The sequence below is a fragment of the Microbacterium sp. BWR-S6Y genome, from assembly GCF_041379845.1.
GTDB lineage: Bacteria > Actinomycetota > Actinomycetes > Actinomycetales > Microbacteriaceae > Microbacterium > Microbacterium hydrothermale.
The window spans coordinates 37,287-49,478 of record NZ_JBFECV010000002.1; the positions used below are offsets into that span (position 1 = coordinate 37,287).

Genomic DNA, 12,192 nt, shown 5'->3' on the forward strand with positions numbered 1-12,192 from the left:
GATACGATGACAGGATGACGCGCGTCGCCCTCATCGATGACCACGAGTCGGTCCGGCTCGGGCTGGAGGCCGCCCTGGCGCGCACCGAGGCCACGCAGGTCGTCTTCTCCGGCGCGAACGTGGCGGCCTACCTGAGCTGGCGGCAGGGCGCGGCCGAGACGCCGGCCGACGTCGTCGTGCTCGATCTCACCCTCGGCGACGGCACGACGGTCTCCGAGAACGTCGACCGCGTCGTGCGCGACGGCTCGAGCGTGATCATCCACAGCGTCGCCGACCGCGCGGGCGCCGTGCGCGAAGCGCTCGCCGCGGGCGCCGCGGGAATCGTCAGCAAGTCGTCGCCCACGCACGAGGTGCTGGGTGCCATCCGCACGGTCGCGCGCGGCGAGCTGCTCGACAACGTCGAGTGGGCCAGCGCCGTCGAGGGCGACCGCGACTTCGCCGACGCGCAGCTCTCGGCGCGCGAGCGCGAGGTGCTGCGCCTGTACGCGGCGGGGCTGCCGCTGAAGGCCGTGGCCGAGAGACTCGGCGTCGCCTACTCCACGGCGAAGGAGAACATCACCCGGGTGCGGGTGAAGTACGTCGAGGTGGGGCGACCGGCGCCCACCAAGGTCGATCTGTTGCGACGCGCGATGGAAGACGGCATCCTGCAGGATGCGCCAGATGACAGCGGCCGTGGCTGAGACGGACCGGTCGGTGCTCGACGAGGCGTGGGGTCGCATCCCCCACACGCGCGAGAGTCAGGCCGACCAGGGGACGTTCACCCAGACGCGCATCGAGCGCGTCATTACCCTCATCGTCGGGCCCGGCTCGCTTGTGCTCGGCGCCCAGGCCTTCGTCGCGGCGTTCGGCCCCGGAGACGAGGCCGCGGGATGGCACACCCCCCTCGTGCTGGCGGTGTTCATCCCCCTCGTCGCCATGATCGTCGCGTGCAGCGTGGGGCGGTTCGCGCGATTGTTCTCCGGCGTCTTCGCGGTCGTGTTCGTGCTCGCCCTCGCGGTGTGGCCGATCGCGACGGCCGGCGGACCGGCGCCGACGCCGACCGAGAACCCGTGGATCTTCTACCTCGTCAACGTCGCCACCGTGTCGACGATCGTCGCGTTCCCGCTCCCGTTGCAGATCGTCTGGACGGTCGCCACGCCGCTGCTCTTCGGCGTCGTGCGCCTGCTGCAGGCGGGAGGGCGCCCGGACTTCGTCCTCCCCGTCATCCTCGACGTCACCTTCGCCCTGATCCTCGGCAGCGTCCTGCTCACGCTCGGCTGGATGTACCGCTCGATCGCCGCCAACGTCGACCAGGCGCGGGCCGTCGCGGTCTCGAGCTACGCCTCGGCGGCCGCCACGGCGGCGACCGAGCGCGAGCGCGTCGCGGTGGCCGCCCTCATGCACGACAGCGTGCTCGGCGCCCTCCTCGCGGCCGAACGCGCGTCGAGTCCTCGCGAGCGCACGCTGGCGGTCAGCATGGCCCGCGAGGCGCTCACACGCCTGGCGAACGCCGAGAAGGACTCCCTCGAGGGCAGCGACGAGCCGGTGCCCGCCCTGCGCCTCGCCGACGACATCGAGGTCGCCGCCCGCGAGCTCGGCATCGACCTGGAGGTGACGCGATCGGTCGAGGAGGGCACGCCCCGGGTGCCGGGCCGCGTGGCCCGCGCCCTCGTGCTCGCCGCGATGCAGGCCGTCGCCAACGCCGTCCAGCACGCCGACGCGCAGGGCCTCACCGTCGAGCTGACGGGTGACAGCGCCCCCGGCGGCGTGGCGGTGCGCGTGCGCGACACCGGGCCCGGCTTCGACGTGTCCGCCATCCCGGCCGACCGCCTCGGCATCCGCGGGTCGATCAACGCGCGTCTCGCCGCCGTCGGCGGACGCAGCGACATCGAGTCGACCTCCGCCGGTACGACGGTGACCCTCGAGTGGGAGAGCGGGGACCGCTGGTGACCGTCCGCTCGGTGCTGTCGGTCATCGGACTGGCCTTCACCGCCTACCTCGCGGCCCGAGGGCTCATCTGGACGTCTCCCGAGACGGTCGAGCGGGGTTGGCTGATCGTGGCGGCCCTGGTGCTGTACCTCCCCGTCACGTGGCTCTGGATCTTCGCCATCGGCGCGCGCGAGCGCACGACCGCCCAGGCCTCGCCCGTGACCTCTCCCGCCAAACTCCCCGGGTGGGGCGTCGCCCTCGCCCTCCTGGCCGCGGTCGTCGTCCCGAACGCCCCCTTCCTGGCCGTCACCGAGGCGGGTCGCTCGCAGCCCTTCGTGACCTGGGTCATCGGGGGCATCGGCGCCCTCATGACGATCGTCATGGTGCGTCGGCGCCCCATCGTCGCGTGGACGGGGATGGCGCTGCTGACGCTGTCGACTTCCTTCTGGCTGGGCCCGCTGCAGGCGCTGAGCCTCGGCCTGGTCGGATCGCTCATGTGGGTGACCGCGGCGCAGTTGGTCACGATCGCCCTCGACCGTGCCGCGCGCGACGCCGAACGTCTCGCCGAGCTCCAGCAGGCGGCATCCGCGTGGCAGGCGTCGCAGAGCGGCAGGCAGCGCGAGCGCCGTCTCCACGTGCAGCGCGCGCTGCAGGCGGCGGGGCCGATCCTCGCGCGCACGATCGAGTTCGGCGGCAACCTGCGCGCGGCCGACAAGGAGGCCGCTCGCCGGGCGGAGGCGAGCCTGCGCGACGAGCTGCGCGGCAACCGCCTTCTCGACGACGGGGTGCGCACCGAGATCGAGGCCGCGCGCCGCCGTGGTTCGGCGGTCAGCCTGTTCGACGAGGGAGGCCTCGAGGGGCTGCGTCCCGCCGACCTCGACGCCATCCGCACCGAGTTGGCATCCGTCCTGCGCGACGCCGTGTCGCAGCGGGTCATCATCCGCACGTCCCCGCACCACGAGGTCGCGGTGACCGTCGTCGGGCGCTCTCCGGGCGAGGGCGCCGGGGGCGACGACGACGAGGTCGATCTCTGGCGCGAGATCCGCCGCCCGCGCTGACCGCACTGCACCGCCTCGACCGCTCGTCGCGCGGGTCACAGCGGGAGGGCACGCCCCTCACCCGCCGGCCTGACCGACGCGGATGGGGGGATTCGTCGACGCTGCCGAGAGTGAGGGGTGAGGGGCGGCGATGTCGCCTGCCCCCCACCCGGACGAACGGTTACCCGAAAACCGTTCGTGCGGTCGAATCCGGCTCGAAGGAGCGGTCCGACCGAACGCATGATGCGTTCCAGCTCCTCCAGTATTCGCGAGGCGTTCCCCCGCGTCTGTAGGTATTTCGGGGGACACTTCCCGGCCGAGCGGTCAGCCGGTGAAGCCGTTCCACCCCGCGACGCGGTTCAGCGGCCTGCGCAGTCCGCGCGCCGACAGCTCCCAGCGCGAGCGCGGGGCGTCGTCGGGCGCCGTGGCCTCGGCGACCTCGCGCGAATACGCCTCGCCGACAACGACGATCGCCGCGGCGAGCTCCTCCTCGGTGGGGGTTCCGCGCACGACCTCCGCCACGACGGGCGGGAGGCCGGGGGCGCCGGTCGCGTCGCTCACAGCGGGATGTTCCCGTGCTTCTTGGCCGGCAGGCTCGCACGCTTGTTGCGCAGCGCGCGCAGGGCCTTGGCGATCGAGACGCGCGTCTGCGCCGGCTCGATGATGCCGTCGAGCTCCCCGCGCTCGGCCGCGAGGAACGGGGATGCCACGTTGTACGTGTACTCGTTCGCGAGGCGCGTGCGCACGGCGGCGACGTCCTCGCCGGCTTCCTCGGCGCGCTTGATCTCGCCGCGGTACAGGATGTTCACCGCGCCCTGACCGCCCATGACGGCGATCTCGGCGGTGGGCCAGGCGAGGTTGATGTCGGCGCCGAGCTGCTTGGAGCCCATGACGATGTAGGCCCCGCCGTAGGCCTTGCGCAGGATCACGGTGACCAGGGGCACCGTCGCCTCGGCGTAGGCGTAGAGGAGCTTGGCGCCGCGGCGGATCACGCCGGTCCACTCCTGGTCGGTGCCGGGCAGGTAGCCGGGCACGTCGACGAGGGTCACGATCGGCACCGAGAACGCGTCGCAGAAGCGCACGAAGCGGCTGGCCTTCTCTCCGGCGTCGATGTTGAGCGTCCCCGCCATCTGCGAGGGCTGATTCGCGATGATGCCGACCGTGCGCCCCTCGATGCGGCCGAAGCCGATCACGATGTTCGGCGCGAACAGCGGCTGAACCTCGAGGAAGTCGCCGGCGTCGACGATCCCGTCGATGACCGTGTGGATGTCGTACGGCTGGTTCGGGGAGTCGGGGATGATCGTGTTCAGCGAGCGGTCGGCATCCGTCGTCTCGAACTCGAACGGGGTGTCGTAGACCGGGATCTCGGCGAGGTTGTTGTCGGGCAGGTAGCCGATCAGGCCGCGCGCGTAGTCGATCGCGTCGTCCTCGTCCTCGGCGAGGTAGTGCGCCACGCCGGAGCGGGTGTTGTGCGTGAGCGCGCCGCCGAGCTCCTCCATGCCGACGTCCTCGCCGGTGACGGTCTTGATGACGTCGGGACCGGTGACGAACATCTGGCTGGTCTTGTCGACCATGATCACGAAGTCGGTGAGGGCGGGGGAGTACACCGCGCCGCCGGCGGCGGGTCCCATGATGATCGAGATCTGCGGGATGACGCCCGAGGCCGCCGTGTTGAGGCGGAAGATCTCGCCGTACTTGCCGAGGGCGACGACCCCTTCCTGGATCCGCGCGCCGCCGGAGTCCAGGATGCCGATGATCGGGATGCCGCTGCGCAGAGCGAGCTCCATCACCTTGATGATCTTGTCGCCGGCGACCTCGCCGAGCGACCCGCCGAAGGTCGAGAAGTCCTGCGCGTAGACGGCGACGGTGCGGCCGTGGATGGTTCCGGTGCCCGTGACGACGGAGTCGCCGTAGGGGCGGGACTTGTCCATGCCGAAGGCCGTGGTGCGGTGGCGCACGTACTCGTCGAGCTCGACGAACGAGCCCGGATCGACCAGCATCTCGAGGCGCTCGCGGGCGGTGAGCTTGCCCTTCGCGTGCTGCTTCTGCTGCGCGGCGGCTTCGGCATCGACGACCGCCTCCTGGAACCTGCTGCGCAGGTCCGCGATCTTGCCGGCGGTGGTGAAGAGATCGGGCTGGTCGGTCACGCTTTCCACCCTAGCGACCGCACCGGCACCGGCGTTGGAGGGTGCGCACAAGCGAATCGACCGCGGGCTGTGGCATCCGGCCAGCCCCCGTCTCGATCCGCGCGCGCAACCGGATGCCGACGCGACGCTCGTTCCCTAAGGTGTGGACATGCCGATCCCCGTGTCCGGATACCCCCGCACCGCCGACGTCAGCCCTCGCGTGCAGGTGGTCGCGACCACCGACTCGACCAACGCCGACGTCGTCGCCGCCGTCACCGCCGACCCCGCCGGCTGGCCGCACCTGTCGCTTCTCGTCACCGACGACCAGCGCGCCGGGCGCGGGCGACTGGACCGCTCCTGGACGGCGCCGGCAGGAACCGCGCTCGCGATGTCGGTCGTGGTCGACGCCTCCGGCATCCCGATGGCGCTGCGGGGGTGGATCCCCCTCGCGGCCGGAGCGGCGATGACGCGCGCCGTCCGCGCGCAGCTCACCGGTCACGGCGGAACGGCCGACCTGAAGTGGCCGAACGACGTGCTCGTCGACGGCGCCAAGATCTGCGGCATCCTGGCCGAAGCGGTGCCGGGCACCTTCGACACCGTGGTGGTGGGGGCGGGCGTGAACACGCGGATGAGCCGGGCCGACCTGCCGGTGACCACCGCGACCTCGTTCCAGGCCATCGGCGCGGAATGCGACGACGACCGCCTCATGGCCGACTACCTCGGTCACCTGCGCGACACCCTCGCCGCCCTCGCCTCCGGTGAGGCGGACCGCGTGCACCGCGACATCGAGAAGCTCTGCGCCACCGTCGGGCGCGACGTGACGGTCTCGCTGCCCGACGGGACGACGCTCCAGGGGCGTGCGGAGCGTCTCGACGACGACGGTCGCCTGGTCGTCACGGCGGGCACGATCGAGACGGTGGTCGCCGCGGGCGACGTCGTGCACGTGCGCTGAGCGCCCCCGCGTCCCGCGTGTGCGCCGGGATCGAGGCCTCCGACGGCGCACAATGAGAGGGTGACCCAGCCGTCGAGCTCGATCGGGCGCCCGCGCATGCCGGCGCCGGGGACGAACGCGCCCGAGCTGAGGATCGCCCGCCTGCGCGCGCACGCGCGGGGGCTGTTCTGGTCGGCGCTCGTGCTGATCGGGGTCGCCGGGGCGACGGCGTACTTCTACGACAATCTCCCCGCCCCGTTCGAGAACTGGATGCTGCTGACGGCCGCCGCGGTCCTCGTGCTGCTGCTGGTCGTCGTCCCCTTCTTCGCGTGGCTGTCGCACACCTGGACCATCACCACGCGGCGCGTGATCGAGCGTTCCGGTCCGTTCGGCTCGACGCAGCGCGAGATCTCCCACGTGCGCGGCTACGCGATCCAGATGCGTCGCGGACTGCTGCAGCGCCTGTGGGGGGCCGGCACCCTGTCGCTGTCGAACGGCGTCGAACCGCCGCTGCGGATGAAGAACATCCCGCACGCCGTGCTCGTGCACGAGACCCTCGTCGACCAGGTCGAGGTCAACCAGATCCTCGCGCACCGCGACTCGCAGGCCTTCGGCTCGGGTTCGGTCGGGATCTGACCCGCAGCGCCGACCCGCTCGCCCCGGGCGGTGGCGCGCCGCCCCTGACGCCCCAATGCAGGAGATGCGCGCTCCCGCGGCCTCGGTGACGGCCCCTCAGGGGCCGCGCCCGCGCATCTCCTGCGTTGTGTCCTCTCGCCGGGCACCCTCGGGCTCGTGCACGCGCGGGGCGGGCCCGCACCCCGGCTCGCGCCGGCGCCGACGCCCCGACAGAATGGATGCCGACGGAAGGAGCGGCATGGCGCTGCGAGTCGGAGTGGTCGGTGGCGGACAGCTGGCGCGGATGATGATCGCCCCCGCGGTGGAGCTGGGCGTCGAGATCCGCGTCCTCGCCGAGGACGAGGGCATGTCGGCCGCCCTGGCCGCGACCGCCGTCGGCGACTACCGCGACGCGGAGACGGTGCTCGCCTTCGCCCGCGACGTGGACGTCATCACCTTCGACCACGAGCACGTCCCCCAGGACGTGCTCGCCGCCCTCGTCGCCGAAGGTGTCGCCGTGCACCCCGGCCCCGCGCCCCTCGGCGTCGCGCAGGACAAGCTCGTGATGCGCGCGCGCATGGCCGAGCTCGGGCTGCCGCAGCCCGATTGGGCCGCCGTGGCCGACGCGGCGCAGCTGCAGGACTTCCTCGACGCCCACGGCGGTCGGGCGGTCGTGAAGACGCCGCGCGGGGGATACGACGGCAAGGGCGTGCGCGTCGTGTCGTCGGCGACCGAGGCCGACGACTGGTTCGCCGCCCTCGCCGAGGACGCCAACGGTGGATCGCTCCTCGTCGAGGAGCTCGTCGACTTCACGCGCGAGCTCGCGCAGCAGGTCGCCCGTCGCCCCTCGGGCGAGGTGCGCGCCTACCCGGTGGTCGAGACCGTGCAGCGCGGCGGGGTGTGCGCCGAGGTCGTCGCCCCGGCCCCGCGCGCCGACCAGCGCGTGCAGCGCGTCGCGGCCGAGATCGGCGTCGCGGTCGCCGAGGGCCTCGGGGTGACGGGCATGCTCGCCGTCGAGCTGTTCGAGACCACCGACGAGCGGATCCTCATCAACGAGCTCGCCATGCGCCCGCACAACAGCGGGCATTGGACGCAGGACGGCGCGGTCACCAGCCAGTTCGAGCAGCACCTGCGCGCGGTGCTCGACCTGCCGCTGGGGGCGACGGACGCCGTGGCGCCGTGGACCGTGATGATCAACGTGCTGGGCGGCCCCGCCGAGGGGACCCTCGAGGAGCGCTTCGCGGGCGCGATGGCCGCCCACCCGTCGGCGAAGATCCACACGTACGGCAAGGCGCCGCGCCCGGGCCGCAAGGTCGGGCACGTCAACGTCATCGGCGATGATCTCGACGACGTGGTGTACGAGGGGCGCGCGGCGGCGGCGTTCTTCGACTGAGTGCAGGGCGGACCGGGGCTCCTGAGCGCGCCGTTCCGCGATCTTCCAGCGAGCCGCCCTAGCCTGGACCGGTGATCCGGCCGCTGCATTCCTCCGAGACGCCCGTGGTCGGCGTCGTCATGGGCTCCGACTCCGACTGGCGCGTGATGGATGCCGCCTCCGCGGTGCTGACGGAGTTCGGCATCCCGCACGAGGTCGAGGTCGTCTCGGCCCATCGCACGCCCGACAAGCTCGTCCGGTACGGCCGCGAGGCGCGGGGGCGCGGGCTGCGCGCCATCATCGCCGGGGCCGGGGGAGCGGCGCACCTGCCGGGGATGCTGGCATCCGTCACCGCTCTTCCCGTGATCGGCGTCCCGGTGCAGCTGTCGACGCTCGACGGGCTGGACTCTCTGCTCAGCATCGTGCAGATGCCGGCCGGCATCCCGGTCGCGACCGTCTCGATCAACGGCGCGAAGAACGCGGGCCTGCTCGCCGCGCGCATCCTCGGCAGCGCCGACGCCGAGCTGGCCGAGCGCGTCGAGGCCTACGCCCGCGATCTCGAAGCGCAGGTCGAAGAGAAGAACCGGCGTCTGAAGGACTCGCTGTGACCCTCGCGGCTCCCGCACGACCTCGCGCGCACGCGCCGATGATCGAGGCGCGGCCGCTGCGCAACCCCGACGCGTCGTCGGTCGAGGTCATGACCCGCCGCGGATGGTGGCTCGTCGTGCTCAACGTCCTCATCCCCGGTTCCGCGCAGGTGCTCGCCGGAAACCGGCGTCTCGGGCGGTTCGGGCTCGGCGCCACGCTGGCGCTGTGGACGGTGCTCGTGCTCGCGGGCCTCGCGGCGATCCTCTGGCCGACCGGCCTGTTCACCCTGGCGACGGGCTCGTTCTTCCCCGACTTCCTCTCGTGGTTCCGGCCCCTGCCCCTGACGCTCGTGCAGTTCGTGATCGCCGCCTACGTCGTGCTGTGGGTCGTCCTCACCATCGACACCCTGCGCCTGATCCGCCTGGTGAAGGTCGGGGCGTTCTCGCGCGTCGCCCTCGCGGTCGTCTCGGTCGGCATGCTCGTGCTGACCGGTTCGGGCGCCGCCTGGGCCGCGCAGGTCGCGGGGAGCACGCGCGACGCCTTCTCGGCCATCTTCGGCCAGTCGGCGCCCGCCGTCCCCCCGTCCGACGGCTACTACAACATCCTCCTCCTGGGGGCCGACTCGGGGGAGGGGCGCGACTCCATGCGCTTCGACAGCATCTCGGTCGTCTCGATCAACGCCGACACGGGCGCGACGACGATCACCGGCATCCCGCGCGACATGCCGCACTTCCCCTTCGCGCCCGGGCCGATGCAGGACAAGTACCCGAACGGTCACACCGGTTACGCCAACGCGACGTGCGGGTGGGGCAGCGGCATCAACCAGCTCAAGACCGAGGTCGAGGTGTGCCAGGACGGCACAAAGCTGTACCCCGACGCCAAGGCGCACGACTCTGAGCCCGGGATCGAGGCGACGAAGGATGCCGCCGAGGGCATCATGGGCATCCAGATCCCCTATTACGTGCTCGTCGACATGAAGGGCTTCGCCGACGTCATCGACGCTCTCGGCGGGGTCGACATCAACGTGCAGGAGCGCCTGCCCAAGGGCGGACCCGCCTACGACGGACAGCCGGTTGACGACTGGGCATTCGGCTGGATCGAGCCCGGCCAGCAGCACATGGACGGCGACACCGCCCAGTGGTACGCCCGCTCGCGGTACACCACGAGCGACTTCGACCGCATGCGCCGCCAGCGTGAACTGCAGGAGGCGATCCTCGCCCAGTTCACGCCGCAGAACGTGCTGTCGCACTTCCAGCAGGTGGCGACATCGACCACGAACATCATCCAGACCGACCTGCCGCAGAGTCTCATCGCCCCGACGCTCGTCGACCTGGCCCTCAAGGCGAAGGATCAGACGGTCGCCACCCTCGAACTCACCCCGGCCGGCGGCGTCGACGAATTCGACCCCGACTGGGCGCAGGTGCAGCAGATGGTGAGGAACGCCCTGCACCCGCCGACCGAAACGGAGAGCCCCGCGCCGTGACCGTCACCCTCCGCGTCGTGCTCGACCAGCTCGTCGCCCCGACCTCCCGCGATCTCGCCGAGGCCTCGGCATCCCTCACCGCCGCGCTCGTCGCGACCGCGCCGCGGGGCTGCGACGTCGCCGCGATCGTGCCCGCCCCCGGGCTCGCCGACGACCAGGCGATCGAAGGACTGAGCTCCGAGACGCGATTGTCCATGCGTCGACGGGAGCTCGCGGCTTCGTGGCAGCTGGGCGTGGCCCCGGGGATCGGCAAGGGGCTCATCCACTCGCCCACGGCCCTGGCCCCGCTCGTCCGACACGACCGCGTCAACGAGACGCACCAGATCGTCGTGACGCTGTGGGACCTGCGGGCGTTCGAGACGCCCGACGAACTGCCCAAGACCGAGGCCCTCGCGGCGCGTGCCCTGCTGTCGCGCGTTGCCAAGCACGCCGACGCGGTGATCGTGCCGACCCACGCGATGGCCGAACGTCTCGCCGAGACCGCCAAGGCGAAGCTCGTGAAGAAGGTCCGCGTGATCGGCGGGGCCCCCGCGGCCGGACTGCGCGCACCCTCGGACGCCGTGGGGCGCCTGCGGGCCCTCGACCTGCCGTCATCCTTCGTCGCGACGGCGGGGGGTGCTGCGGCATCGGACGGTCTCGCCGACGCCTTCGCCGCGGTTGTCGCCGCGGGCTGGGACGGCGACGTCGTCGTGCTCGACGCCCCGGAGGGAGAGGAGCCCGCGATCGCCGATCTCGCCGCGGCGGCCGGTCTCGCCGAGGCGCGCGTGCACGCGCGCGGATCCCTCGACCGATGGGATCGCGCGGCCGTGCTCTCGCACGCGGTCGCGTTCGTCGCGCCGTGCGCGCGGACGGACTGGCCGTGGCGCGCCGTCGACGCCCTCGCCCTGTCGGTCCCCGTCGTGGCCGTCGACACCCTCGCGCACCGCGAGGTGCTCGCCGACGCGGCGGCCTACGCGCCCGCGGGCGAGTTGGGCGAGGCGCTCGCCCGCGCCCTCGGCGACGAGGCGGAGCGCCTGCGCGTCCTCGCCGGAGATCTCGCCAAGGGCTTCGCCTGGGAGGCTGCGGCCGAGCGGGTCTGGGCGCTGCACGCCGAGCTCTAGGGCCGGGGTCGCCCGCGAGGCTCCCGCATCACGCCCGGCTTCGACCCTAGGCTTCGACTCATGCCTGCCCGCGTCGGGATCGTCGTCCGCACCCGCCATCGCCCCGCCTTCCTCCGTGGTGCGCTCGCCGACATCGCCGCGCAGACCCTCGCCGACCGGCGGGTCGTCGTCGTGAACGACGGAGGGGATGCCGCCGAGGTCGACCGCGTCGTGGCCGCATCGGGCCTCGCGGGCGTCGAGGTCGTGCACATCCCCGACGGCCAGGGGGGACGCTGCGTCGCGGCCAACACGGGCGTGCGCGCCCTCGACACCGAGTACGTCGTCCTCCACGACGACGACGACCGCTGGCATCCGGACTTCCTCGTCCGCACGGCGGCCTGGCTCGACGCGCACCCCGACGACGCCGCGGCGGCCGTGCCGACCGAGATCGTCTACGAGGAGAAGCGCGGCGGAGCGTGGACCGAGGTCGGCCGCGCCCCCTTCTGGGCGGGGATGCAGAGGATCTCGCTCACCGAGATGATGAGCATCAACCGCATCGTGCCCATCGCGGTGCTCTACCGCCGCGCCGTGCACGCCGAGGTCGGCTGGTACGACGAGACGCTCGACGCCGTCGAGGACTGGGACCTCTACCTGCGCATCCTGAACGTGCACGGCATCGGCTTCGTCGCGGGCGAGCCCCTCGCGTTCTGGACGCAGAGACCGGATGCCGACGGCCTCGACGCGAACAGCATGTTCGGCCTCGCCGCCGAGCACGCGCGCGACGACGCGGTGGTGCGCGACCGGGCACTGGCCGCGTGGGTGCGGCGCGAGGGGGCGGGACTGCCGCTGTTCGTCGCCGCGTCGCAGGCCGAACTGGCGGCCCACGTGGACCGATCGATCGACGGGGCCGTCGAGCGCATCGTCGAGAGGTTGCGCGCCGAGATCGCCTCCGACGTCCGCCACGAGATCGACGCGCATCAGCCGGTGATGTCGCGGTTGCGGTGGCTGCGGCGGAGGCTTTCGAGGCGCTAACATAGTCGCCCCTTTCGTCTC

At 72.4% G+C, this 12,192-nt stretch carries 12 protein-coding genes; 10 read left to right on the plus strand and 2 right to left on the minus strand.

Annotation, left to right across the window (positions count from 1 at the left end; genetic code table 11):
• The first annotated feature begins 14 nt into the window (after positions 1 to 14).
• Genes AB1K56_RS04035 through AB1K56_RS04045 form a run of 3 tightly spaced genes read left to right on the plus strand, consistent with a single transcriptional unit; the run spans position 15 to position 2,966 of the window.
• Positions 15 to 680 (plus strand): response regulator transcription factor, encoded by a 666-nt coding sequence (locus AB1K56_RS04035; RefSeq protein ID WP_136587041.1) that lies wholly within the window; start codon positions 15 to 17, stop codon positions 678 to 680.
• Positions 661 to 1,929, plus strand: a complete 1,269-nt coding sequence (locus AB1K56_RS04040) for a sensor histidine kinase (RefSeq protein WP_371204679.1) — start codon at positions 661 to 663, stop codon at positions 1,927 to 1,929. Before AB1K56_RS04035 ends, AB1K56_RS04040 begins: the two co-directional genes overlap by 20 nt.
• Positions 1,926 to 2,966, plus strand: coding sequence for a hypothetical protein (locus AB1K56_RS04045; protein ID WP_136587039.1), 1,041 nt, complete (start codon positions 1,926 to 1,928; stop codon positions 2,964 to 2,966). Before AB1K56_RS04040 ends, AB1K56_RS04045 begins: the two co-directional genes overlap by 4 nt.
• 303 nt (positions 2,967 to 3,269) lie before the next feature.
• On the opposite strand, the gene AB1K56_RS04050 is transcribed toward AB1K56_RS04045, so the two are convergent.
• Positions 3,270 to 3,506, minus strand: a complete 237-nt coding sequence (locus AB1K56_RS04050; protein ID WP_371204680.1) for an acyl-CoA carboxylase subunit epsilon — start codon at positions 3,504 to 3,506, stop codon at positions 3,270 to 3,272.
• Positions 3,503 to 5,092, minus strand: coding sequence for an acyl-CoA carboxylase subunit beta (locus AB1K56_RS04055; protein WP_371204681.1), 1,590 nt, complete (start codon positions 5,090 to 5,092; stop codon positions 3,503 to 3,505). Before AB1K56_RS04055 ends, AB1K56_RS04050 begins: the two co-directional genes overlap by 4 nt.
• Before the next feature lie 148 nt (positions 5,093 to 5,240).
• Here AB1K56_RS04055 and AB1K56_RS04060 point away from each other — a divergent pair, with 148 nt between their 5' ends.
• The 7 genes from AB1K56_RS04060 to AB1K56_RS04090 all read left to right on the plus strand — a co-directional run bounded on the left by AB1K56_RS04060 (position 5,241) and on the right by AB1K56_RS04090 (position 12,171).
• Positions 5,241 to 6,023, plus strand: coding sequence for a biotin--[acetyl-CoA-carboxylase] ligase (locus tag AB1K56_RS04060; protein ID WP_371204682.1), 783 nt, complete (start codon positions 5,241 to 5,243; stop codon positions 6,021 to 6,023).
• A gap of 60 nt (positions 6,024 to 6,083) precedes the next feature.
• Complete coding sequence (locus tag AB1K56_RS04065) at positions 6,084 to 6,638, plus strand: PH domain-containing protein (protein ID WP_371204683.1); 555 nt, start codon at positions 6,084 to 6,086, stop codon at positions 6,636 to 6,638.
• A 238-nt stretch (positions 6,639 to 6,876) separates the two neighbouring features.
• The gene (locus tag AB1K56_RS04070; protein WP_136587034.1) at positions 6,877 to 8,010 is read left to right on the plus strand and encodes a 5-(carboxyamino)imidazole ribonucleotide synthase; all 1,134 of its coding nucleotides are present in this window, start codon (positions 6,877 to 6,879) and stop codon (positions 8,008 to 8,010) included.
• A 119-nt stretch (positions 8,011 to 8,129) separates the two neighbouring features.
• Positions 8,130 to 8,597, plus strand: coding sequence for a 5-(carboxyamino)imidazole ribonucleotide mutase (purE, locus tag AB1K56_RS04075; protein ID WP_371205053.1), 468 nt, complete (start codon positions 8,130 to 8,132; stop codon positions 8,595 to 8,597).
• Entirely contained in the window at positions 8,594 to 10,060 is a 1,467-nt protein-coding gene (locus tag AB1K56_RS04080; protein ID WP_371204684.1) for an LCP family protein, read from the plus strand. Before purE ends, AB1K56_RS04080 begins: the two co-directional genes overlap by 4 nt.
• On the plus strand, positions 10,057 to 11,160 hold the full coding sequence (locus tag AB1K56_RS04085) for a glycosyltransferase (RefSeq protein ID WP_371204685.1): 1,104 nt from the start codon (positions 10,057 to 10,059) through the stop codon (positions 11,158 to 11,160). The genes AB1K56_RS04080 and AB1K56_RS04085 overlap by 4 nt, the downstream gene beginning before the upstream one ends.
• A 60-nt stretch (positions 11,161 to 11,220) precedes the next feature.
• Positions 11,221 to 12,171 (plus strand): glycosyltransferase family 2 protein, encoded by a 951-nt coding sequence (locus AB1K56_RS04090; protein ID WP_371204686.1) that lies wholly within the window; start codon positions 11,221 to 11,223, stop codon positions 12,169 to 12,171.
• Positions 12,172 to 12,192 lie beyond the last annotated feature (21 nt).